Origin of the sequence: Vibrio artabrorum (assembly GCF_024347295.1) — a bacterium.
Classification (GTDB): Bacteria; Pseudomonadota; Gammaproteobacteria; order Enterobacterales; family Vibrionaceae; genus Vibrio; species Vibrio artabrorum.
This window is the reverse complement of record NZ_AP025459.1, coordinates 604,398-621,511: the sequence shown is the minus strand read 5'-3', so window position 1 is coordinate 621,511 and position 17,114 is coordinate 604,398. Positions and strand designations below refer to the sequence as shown.

The following is a 17,114-nucleotide window of genomic DNA, read 5'->3' as shown; positions in this document are numbered from 1 at the left end:
GAAGTAGAACACGGTTATGATAAATTTGAACATCAAATGAACCATGACGGCTAACAGTCATACTGCGATAAATTGACCCGTTAAAATGAGATGGCACTATGCAGTTCAAGATCCAATATAGTGGTTCAACAACGCTAGCGTATCTTTTCGTTAGCGTTATAATCTGGGTCCTAATTTTAACCCGGAATGACTTCCATGATTTCTAAACTACCTCGCTGGGTTGAATATGGCGCCTTACTACTAGCCGGTCTTGCTGGTAGCGTAAATGCTATCGGATTACTCGGCTTCCAACATCAAGCCATTTCGCACATCTCAGGTACCGTATCTTTATTAGGCAGTAGCTTACTGATTCCAACCTCATCCTCAGTACACCTACTATTAGTAATATTGAGTTTTATGTTGGGCGCAGCATTTAGTGGATTCTTTATCGAGAACCAAGTTCTAAAGTTAGGACGTCGTTACGGTGTCGCTTTGTGTATTGAAGGGGGATTACTGTTTGTATCGCTTTGGGCACTATTACAAGGCTTCACTTCCGGACAATACTTCGCTTCAGCCGCTTGTGGCTTGCAGAACGCTATGATAACGACCTACAGTGGCGCGATCATTCGAACAACGCACATGAGTGGAATCATTACTGATCTAGGGATAATGATCGGTGCTCGATTAAAAGGCATGCCCTTTGACCGTCGCAAAGCCAAACTGCTGATATTTATTGTCGTCGGTTTCCTGTTTGGTGGTTTAATCGGTGCTTGTCTGTTCGATCATTTTGAAATATTAGCACTGGCTTTTCCTGCCTCTTTTGCTTTCATCATTGCCTTCATTTATTGGCTTTATTTGAGCCATCGAACAGAAACACAACTCAAACTGTAAATATCTGGTAATGACTCATCGAAATCCGTAACATCAACAACCGTTTATTCTAAGCTATTAGTGATTTTTAAATTATCCCACTTGAATACTTAGCGATATTTGATGAATAGTATTGCAAGGAGTGTGAATACTGGGTAATCTTGCAGCCAATGAAAAACACGGACGTTTAGTGAATAAAAATGCCAAGGATGTGGTTTTTTTTCATGTAGAAATACGAGAACAATTAACATGTCTAACAATACGAATACTGCTCAGCCCAATAAATCAAAAGGCAGTTTCTGGGTTTTCTTAATCCCATCATTGATTGGTTTATTCCTTTTCATGGCTCCAATTAGCTATCAAGGTAATCTTACGATCCCTGTTGCTATCTTAGCCAAGTCAATTCAAGCGGTTTTCGGTGAATATCTGGTCCCTATCATCACTGCAATCGTTGCTTTCATGTCTGTAGCTTCCATTTTAAGCACCATTTTTAAGCCTACATTCATCGTATCAAGTTCATTCTTAAGCGGTCTTTTCAACCCATCGCCTCTATGGTTGTTAGTGCGTTTGATCGGCGGTGCTGCTGCATTGATGGCTTTCTTCCATATCGGTCCTGAAATGATATGGGAAGAAAATACCGGTGGTTTAGTGCTTGAGGGACTACTTCCTACACTGTTTTCAGTCTTCATCTTTGCAGGTTTACTCTTGCCACTACTGCTTAACTTTGGCCTATTAGAACTCTTTGGCACCTTGTTAAGTAAAGTCATGCGCCCAATCTTCAACCTACCAGGCCGCAGTGCTATCGACTGTATGGCTTCTTGGTTAGGGGACGGCAGTGTTGGTATCCTACTTACGAGCAAACAATACGAAAATAAATTCTATACCCAACGTGAAGCCGCCGTGGTTGGTACGACTTTTTCTGCCGTATCGATCACTTTCAGCCTTGTCGTTATTGCTCAAGTCAATCTTGAACACCTATTCCTACCTTTCTACGCAGCCATCTGTTTAGCCGGTATTGTCGCGGCGGTCATCATTCCTCGCCTTCCGCCCTTGAGTAGGAAGAAAGATACGTTTATTGATGGGAGCAAGCCACACAAAGATGCTGATGCGATCCCAATGGGTCACTCCACATTCTCTTGGGGTCTACAATTAGCGGTCAGCAAAGCCTCACAAGTTAAGTCTGTTAAGTCCGTATTTGGCGAAGGCGTTCGTAACGCCATAGATATGGTATTTGGAGTACTGCCTGTCGTTATGGGTCTTGGTACAATGGCATTGGTTATTGCAGAATACACGTCTGTTTTCTCAACTCTAGGTCAACCCTTCATTCCATTTTTAGAACTCCTTGGCGTTCCAGAAGCCGTCGCAGCGTCCGAAACTATCGTCGTTGGTTTTGCGGACATGTTCATTCCAGCAATCCTGGCGGCTTCTATCGACAATGAGATGACTCGTTTTGTTATCGCTGCCATGTCAGTGACTCAACTGATCTATATGTCAGAAGTGGGCGCACTACTGCTAGGCAGTAAGATTCCAGTCAATATCTTTGAACTGTTTATTATCTTTATTCTACGTACTTTAATCACACTCCCTGTGATTGCTGGTGTCGCGCATTTAATATTCTAAAGTGATTTACTGCGGACATAACACGTAACGCTATCAATCGGAAAACCTCACAAATGTGAGGTTTTTTATTCCCTCCAATATCTCCATTATTTCTCTAAAGACAGCTTCGAAAAAACGCTGGTGTTGAGTCTATTTCACTTATGTTATTACTCATGGCTAATTTTAAAAGCATTCCTGACGTATAAACACCAAACTACTGCACGCTTGTTTCACACACACCTTATTTTAGTTAGCCTTCAAGTTATTGAAAAGTTGTAACTTAATGGTTAAATAACTGGATATCGCACAACTTTCCGTTTATTTTTTAGCCTATTTGATAGAATTATATTTAAGTAATTATCAATCCAGTCGATACCTATAATTACAAAACATGATTAGATTTAGTCTTCGCAAATTCTGTGAGAAGGGGAATACTCAATGAAATTTAGCCATAAGGTGGTTACTGCATCATCAGTACTACTGCTAGTGACAGTATCATTGCTTTCGATACAACAACTTTATACAGTAAAGAACGCTGTAGAAAGCCACGTCAATACAAGCCTAAAAGAAATGGTTTTGGGGGTAAGAGATGTTGTCGTGTCAGAAATGAATGCCAAGAAAGCATTAGCACAATCAACAACCGAAATCATTGAGAGCAATCCTCAAGATCCTGCCTACGTAAAAACAATCTTGGAAAAGCCGAAACTTAAAAGTAGCTTTCTTGCGATTGGTTTTGGTTATGATAAAAGCGGTTTAGTCATTGAAAATGATGATGCTTGGGAAGCGGGTCCCGATTACGATCCTCGAACTCGTCCTTGGTACGTCGCAGCTAAGGCCAAAAACAATTTAATCGTGACCACTCCTTATGTCGATGCCTCAAGTAAAAAAGTTATCATTTCAGTCGGTACACCAGTTAAAGACAATGGACGCTTCACAGCGGGCATGTTCTACGATGTAGAGTTAACGAACCTGTCGACTTTAGTGAACCAAGTTAACTTGTTTGATGCGGGTTATTTATTCCTAGTCACGGCCGACGGCACGACCATCGCTCATCCAGATTCTAAAAATAATGGCGAAATGCTTTCAAGCTATATGCCGCAAGTCACTATCCGTGAAGGCTCCCAAGAAATTGAAGTCGACGGTAAAACACTCTTAGTTAGCTTTACTCATATTCCCAGTGAAGATTGGTACATTGGAACCGTTCTTGATAAGGACATTGCGTTCAAAACCATTGATGACTTAAAAAATAGCTCAATCATATACTCTTTGGCTGCCGTTATTCTCAGTATTATTGCACTGACAATGTTAATCCGAGTGCTAATGCGCCCATTGGAAGCACTCAACCAAGCGATTCAAGACGTAGCAAGCGGACAAGGTGACTTAACTAAACGTTTAGATACCAATACAGATAAAGAATTTTCTGACCTTGCCAAAGGCTTCAACACCTTTACCGAGAACCTCCAAAATCAAATCATTCAATCGAAAGCGATTGGTGTCGAAATTAAACGTGGTACGGAAATCACGGTTGAAGGTTCAAGCAAATCAGCAAATGCGGTTAATACACAACTTCAAGAGCTTGAGCAGTTAGCGACTGCCATGAATGAAATGGCTGTAACAGCAACAGAAGTGGCAAACAATGCTCAAGGTGCCGCAGCCGCCGCTCGTGAAGCCGATGAAGCAACGCTGGACGGAACATCAGTCGTAAGTGACACAACAAAAGCAATTGATAATCTGTCTACTCGGATCGACGAGGCCGTAGCTGAAGTACAAGTACTTGAGTCAGCGACAGCAAACATCGAGACAATCCTTAAGGTCATCAACGATATTGCAGACCAAACGAACCTACTCGCATTGAACGCCGCCATCGAGGCCGCGCGTGCTGGTGAATCCGGTCGTGGGTTCGCAGTGGTTGCCGATGAAGTTCGTACCTTGGCACAACGTACTCAGCAATCTACAACTGAAATCCGCAGTATGATTGAGCAGTTGCAAGCCGGCGCAAGCTCAGTATCGAATGCAATGCATCAAAGTAAAGATACCGCCACTGACGCCGTAGGATGTGCTCAGCAAGCGAACACCTCGCTTGACCGTATCCGAGATGCGATTCAACGTATTTCTGATATGAATATTCAGATAGCTTCAGCCGCTGAAGAACAAAGCCTAGTCGCGGAAGAAATCAATAACAATACCGTTAAGATCAAAGATCTCTCAACGGAAGTCTCTAACGCAGCTCAAGACGCTAACGCAGCCATGCAGGCACAAACTGAGAATGTTCGAGCACAAGATGAACTATTGAATAAGTTTATCGTGTAAAAATACGTTAAAAATGATACGAACAAAAAAGGCATGCTAGATTTTATCTAAGCATGCCTTTTCTTTGTTTATTTTAGATAGCTTGTGACTTCTGGCTTAATCTCAATCAACCATTCGTCGTCAGCATCATGCATTCATTAGGTTTAACCTCTATCGTTAACACCTTGTCCGCACATTCAAATTGTTCACCAGACAATAAGTCAGTCACCGCACCTGTCCAAGCTAATGATGCGGTTTTACTTCGCTTCGATTTGTTGATTACGACAATGCCTTTGTCGCCACGGACAAACACCAACAAGTCATCATTTGCTTCGATCACACTCATCGCTTGACCATGAACATGGTTGTGGAATTGAATCATACTTTTCATGTACGGGGCTCGCCAGTCATTCCGCCAACGAGGCTGACCACTCTTGTCTAGAATACCGCTGGTGCTTAGTTCACTGTAAACCAGTGGTACACCGCCATCTCGACCAAGAATGAAGGCATAAGCCAATTGCTCATCCACTTCATCCATCACATGCTCCAAAAACACCTCGTTATTGGGAATATCATGAGTGACCACAAACGTAATGGCTCGCATATTCGATAGTGCCTGGCCAAAACAGTAGGGGTTAATCAGAGACTTAAAGCTGCCCTGCTTGTCAAAAGCCTTGAAGATGGTGTTGAACAACGGGAAATCGTACGCACCTAAGCGAGTGTGCTTTAGGTACGGCTCAAGGAACAGTTCATACTCTTCCTCGGTCGCACCACCATCGGTAATGATCTCGCCAAAGATGTGCATATCTTCACAGATATCATCGGTCCACACCTTACGTAGATGTGACAGCGTCATGTGCTTTGCAGCATCGATGCGGAATCCTTTCACACCAATCGCTTTCAAGGCTTTTAGATAAGATCTCTGTTGTGCCACCACATTATCGTTATCCAGCAGTGTTGGTAAACCAGGGTCGCTCGCACCACCGGTAATACGTCCGTTTTGCACTTCCCAAGTATCTTTCCAGTTTTTGATACCAAACGCTTCCACAAAATCGTTTTCATCAAATAACGGTTTCGAAAGATCACCAAACAAACGTATGGATGCGTAATATTCTGCGTCTTCTTGGTATGAGTTTAAATCTTGAAGGTTCGGGTACGTCAAGTCATTGCGAATACTCGACTCGTTAGCCATATGATTAAACACAACGTCTACATAGGTGCGAAGCCCATGTTGTTTTAACGTGTTGACCATCGCAGTGAAATCTTGTGTATCCCCCAACTGATTATCAATCACACGATAATCCTGCGGTTGATAACGCTGCCACCATTGAGTGCCAGAATTACGGTTGCAACCTTTAGGGCCACGTAACGACTTCATCGCAGGTGAAACTAAAACAGATTTATAACCCAACTCTTGAATCAATGGGGCGTTCTTCATTACGTCAGCGTAGCACCAGTCAAAGGCATGCAATATGACATCTGTTGCTGGGTTGCTTAACAGAGCTGAACTCTCCATGTTGTTCTCCTACCAAACTCAGTTTCAGCTTTCTAGATAAATACCAAAGCTAAAAGGCAAAGCTGTATAAATTTCATTAAGAATGACACTTATTATAGGGGGTACTCATTAAGATCCCCTCCTCCTCCCATCGATTAGTCATGGCGGATGGTTAAGGGCGTAGCGCCAATTATCGCATAACGTATGGGATGATAGACTCAGCCAGGTGGCGCGTAAATTTGCCTCAGGATCACAAAAAAGGAGCGTATAAACGCTCCTTTTATTCCACCTAACACATATCTTTTGCTAGGTTCTGTAAAGTACCTTAACCACATGCCAGCCGAATTTTGTTTTAACAAGATGTGGGACAAGCGTCTCACCAGAAAAACAAACTTTATCAAACTGAGGCACCATTTGGCCTTTTTGAAATTCGCCTAAGTCACCGCCCTTTTTGCCAGATGGACATGTTGAATACTTCTTCGCGAGTGCTTGAAATTTAGCGCCTTTTTTAAGCTGCTTAATAATGTCTTCTGCTTGTTCTTTATGCTTCACCAAAATATGAAGTGCTGCTGCTGTTCTTGCCATGATCATTCTCTGTTTGTTTCTGTCAGTTGACTTACAAGCGTTGCTTAGAACATTGCCAAGGTACTGACTATTATAAATCGATTAATCGCTAACGACTTGTCGACATGAAGCCATCGACATTGAACGTAATTTTACCCCAAGATCTCGTGTTCTTCACTCTATAACCCAAAACAACTCTCCTAAAGCGTGGTAATCGGACACCCAATGACAGAACGCCGAGTTACGCTTTGTGTCCTGTACTTAGGTTTCACGATTTTTTCTTGGGCATAGGGTAGCTCTTACTCACAAATTCCACTTCCTCAACTTCATTGACATGATTGGTAAAAGAGGCCAATGCATAGAGAGTGTTCGCCACTAGGTTTGCGTATTTAAAAAGAATCGGGTCTGGCGATTTTTTGCTTTCATGATGTTCAATACTCACCAAAGCTCGCACAACTTTCTTAGCCTGACAACGACACAAGTGAAGTTCACTGGACACTCGGTGTCCACCGGGTAAGACAAAGCCTTTAAAACCCCCTTCTAGCTGCTCACGGATACGGTGATAGTCTTGCTTGAGCTCGACCAATTCAGACTCGGTGATGGCAAGCTTACCGCGCACAGAGCCATTCAAATGGTAGAGGTTTGGCTGCAAGCGTTGCAGGATCTCACGAACCTGAGGCTCTAGCTCTAAAGACAACACCAATCCAACTCGGCAACAAAGTTCATCCGATAAAATCTCAAAATCACAGATAGGACTGTCTTCATAAATAAACGGATAACAAAACTCGTCCCAATCTCGACTTACTGGTTTCACGTACCGATCCTTACACATAAATAGTCATCAAACGCCAATATACCAAACTCTTGGATTTAGACATAAAAAAGCCCTCACATTGGAGGGCTCCTAAAGAAATCGATTAAACGAGATTACTCATTAGACACTTTTTTGTGGCCTTCTTGTAGGTGAACGAAATCGACCAGATCGTCGCCTGACACTTGGTATGCTTGACCAAATCCTTTAACGAACAGGCCGTTCTCTGCTTTAAGGTTGAATAGAGAGAAGTCTTGAAGTTGGCTCAAACCATCAATGATTTCACCAAAACGCTCTTGCATCTGGCCGATCACTTGAGTCCAAAGCTCTGTTTCACGCTCTACAACACTTGCTTGAGCATCAAACGTTAAACGCTTACGTGCATAAAGCTGCTTCGAGCTCTCTTCGTCTTCGATCATCATCAAAGAGACCTGAGGGTTCGCTTTCAAGTTACGAGCATGACGAGCAATATCAGAAATGAGAACAAAGTAACCTTCTTGGTTCTGAACGAAAGGTGCGTAACTTACGTTCGGGCGACCTTCTTCATCAACCGTTGCAAGTTGAAGGGTACGGCGCTCTTGGCGAAACTCTTTAATTTCTGGACCTAGACGACCTTGTAGACGTTCTTGTTTTACTTGCTGTTCCATGGGTAATTCCTTTCTTCACGTTCTCTGATTTATTATTTTTGCCCGAGGTTGAGCGATCATTTCGCGAACTAAACAACCCTCGAGCATTGATGTCTTGTTTAAACCAGTTGGCAACCCTATGTAAGATTGCTGCTGATTATTTACTATTGACTGTACTTAAGCTTGTTTTTTTAGCGCTTTGAAGCGTTCTACTTGGTCGGCAATCAGCTCACGCTTTTCATTGCGGCCTAAGTAAATCTTAAAAATGTTCTCGCCAGTTTCACTGAAGAAGCCGAAGTAATGACTTTCACGCCCCATGAACGCCTTGCTCACCAAACCGATATGTTTAACGTTATCCAGTTTTAGGTGGCCATGAAGCTCGCCCTCTTTGCCCATTAGGTTGTAGTAACCACGCGCGACTTTACCTTTCGGGAATGGCGCTTTTACTTCAAAGATAGAACCAAATGAATGCACAATTGTGGTCACAGGGCCCCAACCCACTAAACCTTCTAGAATCTCTTGAGCACGGCTGCCATCTAGCATTACCGCCATGTCGTTTGGAAAAGCAGCAACCACTTCAACCTCTGAAACACCTAGCTTCTCCGCAATGGCGGTCGCCAGTAGTTTTGGCTCTTCTTCTAGAATTCGAGCGACACGTTGTTCTAGAGTTTCTGTCATTTCTAATCTTGTCTCTGTCATTGAATAGGTTCCGTATAAACGAGTAATTTGCGTAAGTTATAAACTAAAAATTCGAGATTAAGCGTGCTTCAAACTTGCATGCGGGTGTACGCCCGAACCTGACGCTTTAGGCGCTGGGTGCATAGTTTGATATTCAGCGTTGAGCACTTGAATTACACTCTGCGCTAGGCTTACTGCCCAAAAGCTGCCAGCAATAGTCAGGCTCAAATAATCTTCCGAAAGTTCAACTAAACCGTTCTTTTCCCAATGCGCAAACAGAGGTTTTAGGTAGTCGAACGTGTCTTGTCCCATAAAGCTCGGTAGCGTACTTCTTCTAACAACACCAGAATCGAAACCTGCCTTTAATGTTGAGAAGATAGGCTCTGCTGAGCTTTGCTTCGTCATTATGGCAACAGGTAATTGACCTTGCTTTATAGACTCCATGTAGCTGTCTAAAGTTCGATGCTGCATCACGCCATGACCACCGATGTTGCCACCAGCGCCACAACCTATGGGTAGAACTTCGGCATAAGTTTTGGCTAAGCTGTTGTAAATACTGCGTTCGCGGTTATCACGAGTCCAGTGATTCACGCTCAGTTGCTTAACCTTATTTTTTGCCATGAACTCCACACCTGCCAAATACATGCTCGCTTTATCGGGCGTATTGGCCGGTGGTGGGATTTTTCCTTTTTCAACAAGATTAAGCATAGGTGCATTGCCCGCAACAATCAGTTGGTAGAGGTCAATGCCGTGTGCGCCAGTAGACATGTAGTCTTCTAAATCTTGCAGGAACACTTCCATCGATTGGTGTGGTAATCCGTATAACAGATCAAGAACGATGGGCGCTTGCTCGGTGCGGCTTAGTGAACTGATACGTTCTAGCACAACTTCTCGGTCATCTAAGCGCTTAGCACTGCGTCGAACTTGAGTATTGAAACTTTGAATACCGAATGAGAAACGATTGAAGCCACCTTCAAGCGCACGATAAAACATCTCGTCACCAAATCGATTGATGCGCCCTTCCAATGTCATCTCAACATCGTTTGCTAGTGGGAAATATTGACGAATCGCTTTACCCAGCTGTTCAACTTGCTGAGGTGACAAATCGGTGGGTGTTCCGCCACCAATATAGACCGTGTGAAATAGTCCAGACTGAGCCCAAGGTGTTTTGGCTTTCTGCTTTAGCTCAACCATCAGTGCGTCGAAATACTCATCCACTAATTTACGGCTTGCGGCATTTTGGAAGAAATTGCAGAACGTACAACGCACGCGACAAAAAGGAATGTGGATATACAAACAACGCTTATCCTGTTTTTTCCCTTCACTCAGCATCAGTTCGTCAAAGAGTTCTAACTTCTTACTGGGTTCGACCGGAATTGAACTTCCTCCAGCGTGCGCAGAATGCTTTTTCGCAAACGCAAAACGAAGCGGATCAGGGCTAGATACGCCCAAGATTGATTCGTCAAATTTATAAATATCAAGACTCATATAATCTCTCTAAACACTCACATAGCAAAGTCTGGAAGACTATTCGCTAAAAACTGAGAGAATCATAAATACACGCAAATGATAATGCAATTGATAATTGATCTTATTTAGATTCTAAGCAATAATCCGATACAGAATTTTGATTTGGTAAAGGATTGATTGTGAACGTTCCTAGATATGTTATTGCAGGCGGTGCATCGTTAGTGATTCATGCAGCGTTGTTATTTGTCGCTCAAGAATCCAAAGTATTTGCGATGCCTGCAGGTAGCCGATCAAACACGGTATCAATCAACTTCACTCCTAACAGCGTTCCTTCACAAGCTCAGCAAAAAACAGTCACTGAGCCAGTTGAACCAGAACCAATAAAAGAAACCGTCTCACAAGCTGAACCTAAACCAGTCGAACCAAAAACGGTTGAGCCAAAGCAAGCTAAGCCAACCCCAAAGAAAAAAGCGATCACCAATAAACCTCAACCAAAGAAAGTAGAAAAAAAGGTTGTTGAAAAGAAGCCAGTTCAAAAGAAACCAGTGACTGAGAAAAAGGTGGTGAAGAAAGAACGCCCAGAGCCAAAAACAGCCACTAAACCAGAGAAGCTAGCCGACAACAAAGTCGATAAGAATATGGACGAATCTGCCAACCAGCCTCAGGAAGTAAATCAAGGCGTATCAAACCAAGAGCCAGTTTTGGTCACTCAACCTTCGTTCTCTGCGCGTCCTACCCCACCGAATTACCCTCGCCAAGCAAGACGTCGTGGCGTTGAAGGTGTCGCGACTTATGAGATCTGGTTAGACGCTGAAGGCAAACAAATTAAACAAGCATTAGTCAATTCATCAGGCGCACTAATGCTCGATAACGCCGCATTAGAGGCCATTAAACAATGGAAATTCTCACCTCACACTGTCAATGGTCGAGCGATTGCTCACCGAGTACAAATACCTGTTCGTTTTAGGTTGGATTAATCATGCAACAAATCAGTTACTTACAAGATCAACTTGGCTTAATGACTTGGCCTCTTCTTATCTGTTCAGCATTAACAGCAATGATCATCGCTGAACGTGTCTTCCAAGTTATGCTCAGCATTGGTGTGGGCAAACGTGCCATTCGTCGTGAGCTTAACCAAATTTCACCAACCAACAGTAAAGAGATTGAAGCGCTTGCTCAGTCGATTTCAGGTAAACGCCCGCTACTCTACAAGGGCGTGTCAATGTTGCTTGCTCACCACTCTTTCTCAAAAGGGTTACGTGAAGATGCTGCTGGGATCTGGCTACAAGAAAAACGCCACCAGCTTCATGCTGGCTTAAGACTGCTTGGTTTGATCGGCGTGATCAGCCCACTCATCGGCTTGCTTGGTACGGTACTTGGTCTTATTGAGATGTTTAAAGGCGTTGCTGCGACAACAGGCAGCATCACACCTAATGATTTGGCAGACGGTCTTGGCTTAGCAATGCGAACCACAGCTGCGGGTTTGATGATTGCGCTTCCCGCTATTTCAGGTGCTCAGTTACTCGGGCTATGGGCCGATCGAGTGCTGGCTCAATTGGAGCATACATTGAACTATGTGAATGTGTGGCTAGAAGGCATGTCGATTCAAACCAATCAGTCTGATGATACTCAAGGTAAGCCTGTCAACAAAACCTCTATCGGTGATGTGAGCCAAGCATGATTAAGACGCCCCACTCATCGAACACACAAAGCCTAGCGCCGGACTTAACACCGCTGCTCGACATCATTTTTATCGTGATGGTTTTTCTATTGCTTACGGCATCGGTAAAGCTGGAATCGCTAGAAGTTGAGCTGCCAAGCTCGGATGTTAAAAACGTTTCTGAAGTCCACAAGGATTCGATTAGCGTCAATATTTTAGACCGCGAACCCTACTGGGCAATTAACGGCCAAGAATACATCGACTGGGAAAACTTCAAGATTGCCCTGTTAGAAGAGACTGGTTCAACGGATAAAAAACCGATCATCATTGGCGCGGACAAAGCCGCCAACGTTGAAAACCTAGTGAAGTTGCTGTCATTCCTTCAAGAGAACGGAATACCAGCGACTCAATTGCTCACTGACGATGGCTAGAACAATACTCAATTTTTATGAGGCCTAGCGTTTATGAAATTTTGCTCCTGTTACTAAGACCAAATAGCCAGAGCTAAACCTCTATCGATTCGAACTCACAATGCGAACGGACTGCTCACTGAGTCTCTTCGCGATACAAAAAGAAAATATAAAGAACTTATTATGAACAACTTAAATGTGCTCAATAAATTAAAGACCAAGACACACCTCCTTTCCATTGCCGCTATGAGCTTGTCACTTAGCGCACCCGCAATGGCCAACGACGCTGAACAACCTCGAATCATCAGTGCGGGCAGTGCCGTTACTGAATTGGTTTTAGCATTAGGTGCTGAAGAGCAGTTAGTCGCGATTGATATAACCAGCCACTTTCCTGAAGCAGAAAACCTGCCAAAGATTGGTTATCACCGAAACCTGTCTGCGGAAGGCTTACTTGCCCTAGAACCGACCACCTTGATTGGCTCAGATGAAATGGGACCTGACAACGCGATTTCTCAATTGAAATCGGCGGGTGTCAATGTAGAGATCGTCAACACCGAGGCTAACGTTGAAGGGCTACTAAAACGTATCGACCAAATCGCCAAGATTACCCATACCGAAGATCACTCACAACAAGTCAAAGCCGATGTGAATCAAAAGATTGCTGCACTAAAAGCAAATCAATTACCGAAAAATGAAGCAAAGAAAGTACTGTTCCTATTGCTGCATGAAGGTCGTCCTGCGAATGTTGCCGGCGGTGAAACGTCACCAAACGCGATCATTGAATTGGCTGGCGGTGTGAACCCTGCCGCTCAAAGCCTAACGTCTTACAAGCCACTATCGATGGAGTCACTGGTAGAAATGCAGCCAGATGTCATCTTAGTCAGCGGCCGTAGCTACCAAAAAATCGGCGGTGCGGATGCCATCCTTAAATCGTTACCTATGTTAGCGGCAACCCCTGCAGGTATGAACAAGCAAATCATCACCGTGAATGGCAGTGCTTTGGTTGGTGGGCTTGGCCTAGAAAGTATCTCTGAAGCCAAGCGTTTAAACGCACTTATCTACCCGCTATAACTCGACCACCCTATTTCTGCTATCGCTAATCCACTCCCCCTCACCACAGACTCACGTTGTTAGTAAAGGGGATTAAAGTTAGAGATAGATATTGAGGCCCTTTATGTTGTTACGATCCGTCCCACTGAAAACATCGATGTTAGGCCTAGGTGCTACCCTAGTCTTCGTCGCACTGTTTTCAATCACCGTTGGGCCAATGAACATTAGCTTGGCTGACAGCGCAGCGAGCTTACTCCAGCCAAACAATGACTTGGCCCCCCACATCAACTTGGTGATTCAAGAGATTCGCTTACCTAGAACCATTTTGTGTATGTTGATTGGTGCGATTCTCGCGTTATGTGGTGCTGTTATGCAGGGCTTATTTCGAAACCCGCTGGCTGAGCCTGGGATCATCGGTGTGTCTGCGGGTGCGGCGCTAGGTGCAGCACTGGCCATCGTACTTTTCTCTGAGTTATCACTTCAATACCCTGCTTTCATGAACTTTGCTGCGGTTCCTGTGTTCGCTTTTCTTGGCGGCGCTTTAACCACCCTGTTGGTCTATAAGTTGGGCACCGGTAAATTCGGCACCTCTGTCACCATCATGTTGTTGGCGGGTGTGGCAATCAGTGCGCTCTCTGGCGCTGGTATTGGCTTCTTGAACTTCATTGCTGACGACCAAATGCTGCGCGATCTTTCATTATGGTCGATGGGCTCATTGGCGGGCGCTAAGTGGTCAGGCATTTTGCTGGCTGCTGTCACGCTCGTTGGATTGTTTGTTGTTTTCTACCGCCAAGCGATGTCTCTAAATGCTCTATTACTGGGCGAGTCAGAAGCGCAACACCTTGGCATCCCAGTTCAAAAGCTTAAACGAAAGCTGATTCTACTGACGGCTGCAGGCGTTGGTATCACGGTGAGCCTGTCTGGCATGATTGGTTTTATTGGATTGGTTATCCCACATTTAGGTCGCATGTTGGCAGGCCCTGACCACCGAGTTCTGTTACCACTATCCGCAGTACTAGGCGCACTACTGCTAACCGCCGCAGACATGTTCTCACGTGTGGTACTTGCTCCGGCTGAACTTCCTGTTGGTATTGTCACTGCGATTATCGGCGCTCCATTCTTCTTGTATCTACTATTTCAACAGAAAGGGAGAATCCTTTAATGTTTCCTTCAGCGTTAAAAGCGACCGATATCGAAGTGAAGTTCGGCAGTAAAGTGATATTAGATAGCGTTTCGATTGAGATTGAAGCGGGAAAGGTAACCACACTGCTTGGGCCAAATGGCGCAGGTAAAAGCACGCTGCTTAAAGCCTTGTGCCAAGAGATATCAAGCAACGGTGATATCCAATATTTTGGACACACCAAGGACAAGTGGCCTTCTCAAAAATTGGCGAAGCATCTGGCTATGCTACCTCAGCACAGTACGTTGACCTTCCCATTTTTGGCACATGAAGTCGTCGAGCTTGGTGGAATCCCTCTGCAAGAGTCCAACAAGAAACTCACCACCATAGCTAGCCAGAAAATGGAGGTGGCTGATGTAACTCACTTGAGTGAAAGGCTTTATCCTTCGCTATCAGGCGGTGAAAAGCAGCGAGTGCACTTGGCTCGAGTGTTAACCCAGCTTCATCACTCTGGTGATCAGTGTATTTTGATGCTTGATGAACCAACGTCTGCATTGGATCTTGCCCATCAGCACAACACCTTAAAGGTTGCGAGAGAATTAGCCGATAACCACAATGCCGCGGTTATCATCGTGTTGCATGACCTCAACTTAGCCGCGCAGTATTCCGATCGATTAGTGGTATTGAAAGATGGCAATTTAGTGTGTGATGGCAGCCCTTGGGAAGCACTCCACCCTTCAATGATCGAAGAGGTATATGGGTACAGAAGCATCGTAGAAAAACACCCAACCATGAGCTTCCCACAGGTACACTCTGCACAATAAGTCTCGTTAGGGGTCTGCGTTTTGGAGTAGCGACCCCATGTATCACCTACCGGTCTACTCTAAGCCTCGATTATTTCGAGGTTTTCTAACTCAAATCCACTCTTTTACCTCAAAAACCATTTATAACGCCATCAGCAGTCAATCTAACACTACCCACTCTGAGTCATTGGAGAATATAAAAAATAGTTATCTTTGATTGCCCTTGCTTTTAATTAATGATTCGAACTAGTCCATAGTGCATTAACGTAAATATATTAAGCTAAAATAAACAGCGGCTGAGTTGGATAAGTGAACATAAGCAACAGAATATAAAGATAAGTGAAATGACAAACATAAAAAAAGCTCCCTCAGGAGCTCATTTTAATCTATATTAATTATTGACTCATACGAATCAATGATTTACCGATTAGCCACTCAAGTACTTTACCACTTGAATCACCAAACTGAGTTTCTGTCAGTTTGTATAAACGAACAATACCGTTTTCAGCAAACTCATGGGCGCTTTCAGTCACAACGATATGATGGAAAAGCAAACGTAAAATGGCTAAAAACTCGGCGTCCTCAAGCGCACTAATCCAACTATCAGAAAAGGCATCAAGCCCATTTTCGAAGTCAACGTGTTCCATAAACATTTTGAAAATACGACCATCTAAAGCAGCAGTAAAATCCGTTTTCTTTGGAAAGTGATGACTGATACCAGTACGAGAAACCCCCGTTTGCTGACTTAATGTCGTGTACGACATCTTGTCATAACCCAATCTTAGTAACTGGTCGACAACGGCATCCATGATCTTCTGGATTGTAATTTCTGTATCTTCTTTACTACGCTTTGGCATATTCAGGCTCTTCTCTTTGTCAATCCATCTCGCCCCATCAAGAGGAGCGCGAATGAAAATCGTTATCCGCATTATGTGAACAAGGTGCTTTTTCGCAAGTATTTTTAACTCACCCTACACCCATACTTTGCACAAACAAATCTGCATTGGCACCTCTTTGGACGCTTTAACAATTTGTTCTCGAATTATCACCTTACGATCCTAGGTCAATAATTTTTAATAACCACTTAGAAAATGAAATACTCACAAGAATTCATTGTATAAATAACTATCAAGCGATAGATACTCTTATAAAATCATTCTTGAAGCAACTAAGTGGATGATATTCTGACAAAGTAATAACAGTTGCCTTCAGGAAAACATGATGGAGATCACATACATATTTTGCGCCGCGAATTCAAATATCCATTTAATACCCATATAAACAACATATCGAACGATAAAAAATCAGCTCAAAGATTTTTATTTTTGTAGATACCGTTCAAATTGCTCGTTAGAATAACCTCAGACTTTGTAAGAGGATTATTTATGAGCCAAGATATGGGTAATAACGATGTGTGTGAAGCTTGCGGTTGTGCAGGTGAAATCGGCTTCATCATTAAAGAAGGTGATGATGTTGCTGAAGTAACGATCTACGGTAACTCTAAAGCTCTCATTGAAGCAGAGTTCGCTAAGTATGTTGAGCTAGCAAAGCAAGTGTCGAGCAATGTCGAATTTGAAGCCTCTGAGGTAACAGAAGAGAGCACGGAATTACAAGCTCGCTTTAAATTTGAAGTGAGTGCTGAAAAAATTATTTTTGAACTTAAAACCCGCTCTCTAGCGCGTTAGTATAA

General features: G+C 43.6%; 17 protein-coding genes. 10 read left to right on the top strand and 7 right to left on the bottom strand.

The window, feature by feature from the left end; translation table 11 throughout:
- Positions 1–195 precede the first annotated feature (195 nt).
- The 3 genes from OCU36_RS16870 to OCU36_RS16860 all read left to right on the top strand — a co-directional run bounded on the left by OCU36_RS16870 (position 196) and on the right by OCU36_RS16860 (position 4,758).
- Positions 196–870, top strand: a complete 675-nt coding sequence (locus OCU36_RS16870) for a YoaK family protein (protein WP_261840682.1) — start codon at positions 196–198, stop codon at positions 868–870.
- Between the two features lie 228 nt (positions 871–1,098).
- Positions 1,099–2,469: a YjiH family protein gene (locus OCU36_RS16865; protein ID WP_261840681.1), complete on the top strand. Its 1,371-nt coding sequence runs from the start codon at positions 1,099–1,101 to the stop codon at positions 2,467–2,469.
- A gap of 417 nt (positions 2,470–2,886) precedes the next feature.
- Positions 2,887–4,758, top strand: coding sequence for a methyl-accepting chemotaxis protein (locus OCU36_RS16860; RefSeq protein WP_261840680.1), 1,872 nt, complete (start codon positions 2,887–2,889; stop codon positions 4,756–4,758).
- Positions 4,759–4,864: 106 nt separating this feature from the next.
- Here the strand turns inward: OCU36_RS16860 and OCU36_RS16855 are convergent, their stop codons facing one another.
- From OCU36_RS16855 to hutW, 6 genes are all read right to left on the bottom strand, one after another.
- A complete protein-coding gene (locus OCU36_RS16855) occupies positions 4,865–6,253 on the bottom strand; it encodes an alpha-amylase family glycosyl hydrolase (RefSeq protein ID WP_261840679.1) in 1,389 nt (462 codons plus the stop codon).
- 285 nt (positions 6,254–6,538) lie between these two features.
- The gene (gene ppiC, locus OCU36_RS16850; RefSeq protein ID WP_261840678.1) at positions 6,539–6,817 is read right to left on the bottom strand and encodes a peptidylprolyl isomerase PpiC; all 279 of its coding nucleotides are present in this window, start codon (positions 6,815–6,817) and stop codon (positions 6,539–6,541) included.
- Positions 6,818–7,064: 247 nt separating this feature from the next.
- Positions 7,065–7,610, bottom strand: a complete 546-nt coding sequence (locus tag OCU36_RS16845; protein ID WP_261840677.1) for an ATP:cob(I)alamin adenosyltransferase — start codon at positions 7,608–7,610, stop codon at positions 7,065–7,067.
- A gap of 113 nt (positions 7,611–7,723) precedes the next feature.
- Positions 7,724–8,254: a heme utilization protein HutZ gene (gene hutZ, locus OCU36_RS16840; RefSeq protein WP_004731858.1), complete on the bottom strand. Its 531-nt coding sequence runs from the start codon at positions 8,252–8,254 to the stop codon at positions 7,724–7,726.
- A 156-nt stretch (positions 8,255–8,410) separates the two neighbouring features.
- On the bottom strand, positions 8,411–8,932 hold the full coding sequence (gene hutX, locus OCU36_RS16835) for a heme utilization cystosolic carrier protein HutX (RefSeq protein ID WP_261840676.1): 522 nt from the start codon (positions 8,930–8,932) through the stop codon (positions 8,411–8,413).
- 57 nt (positions 8,933–8,989) lie between these two features.
- Complete coding sequence (gene hutW / locus OCU36_RS16830) at positions 8,990–10,399, bottom strand: heme anaerobic degradation radical SAM methyltransferase ChuW/HutW (protein ID WP_261840675.1); 1,410 nt, start codon at positions 10,397–10,399, stop codon at positions 8,990–8,992.
- Between the two features lie 161 nt (positions 10,400–10,560).
- Here hutW and OCU36_RS16825 point away from each other — a divergent pair, with 161 nt between their 5' ends.
- The 6 genes from OCU36_RS16825 to OCU36_RS16800 all read left to right on the top strand — a co-directional run bounded on the left by OCU36_RS16825 (position 10,561) and on the right by OCU36_RS16800 (position 15,445).
- On the top strand, positions 10,561–11,358 hold the full coding sequence (locus tag OCU36_RS16825) for an energy transducer TonB (protein WP_261840674.1): 798 nt from the start codon (positions 10,561–10,563) through the stop codon (positions 11,356–11,358).
- Positions 11,359–11,360: 2 nt separating this feature from the next.
- Positions 11,361–12,062, top strand: a complete 702-nt coding sequence (locus OCU36_RS16820; protein ID WP_017062755.1) for a MotA/TolQ/ExbB proton channel family protein — start codon at positions 11,361–11,363, stop codon at positions 12,060–12,062.
- Positions 12,059–12,472, top strand: coding sequence for an ExbD/TolR family protein (locus tag OCU36_RS16815; RefSeq protein ID WP_019826831.1), 414 nt, complete (start codon positions 12,059–12,061; stop codon positions 12,470–12,472). Before OCU36_RS16820 ends, OCU36_RS16815 begins: the two co-directional genes overlap by 4 nt.
- Before the next feature lie 162 nt (positions 12,473–12,634).
- Complete coding sequence (locus tag OCU36_RS16810) at positions 12,635–13,522, top strand: heme/hemin ABC transporter substrate-binding protein (protein ID WP_261840673.1); 888 nt, start codon at positions 12,635–12,637, stop codon at positions 13,520–13,522.
- A gap of 103 nt (positions 13,523–13,625) precedes the next feature.
- A complete protein-coding gene (locus OCU36_RS16805) occupies positions 13,626–14,663 on the top strand; it encodes a FecCD family ABC transporter permease (RefSeq protein WP_048609731.1) in 1,038 nt (345 codons plus the stop codon).
- The gene (locus OCU36_RS16800; protein ID WP_261840672.1) at positions 14,663–15,445 is read left to right on the top strand and encodes a heme ABC transporter ATP-binding protein; all 783 of its coding nucleotides are present in this window, start codon (positions 14,663–14,665) and stop codon (positions 15,443–15,445) included. Before OCU36_RS16805 ends, OCU36_RS16800 begins: the two co-directional genes overlap by 1 nt.
- 374 nt (positions 15,446–15,819) lie before the next feature.
- On the opposite strand, the gene OCU36_RS16795 is transcribed toward OCU36_RS16800, so the two are convergent.
- Positions 15,820–16,281, bottom strand: a complete 462-nt coding sequence (locus OCU36_RS16795) for a TetR/AcrR family transcriptional regulator (protein WP_261840671.1) — start codon at positions 16,279–16,281, stop codon at positions 15,820–15,822.
- Positions 16,282–16,809: 528 nt separating this feature from the next.
- Here OCU36_RS16795 and OCU36_RS16790 point away from each other — a divergent pair.
- Positions 16,810–17,109 (top strand): YfcZ/YiiS family protein, encoded by a 300-nt coding sequence (locus tag OCU36_RS16790; RefSeq protein ID WP_261840670.1) that lies wholly within the window; start codon positions 16,810–16,812, stop codon positions 17,107–17,109.
- The last annotated feature ends 5 nt before the right edge of the window (positions 17,110–17,114 follow it).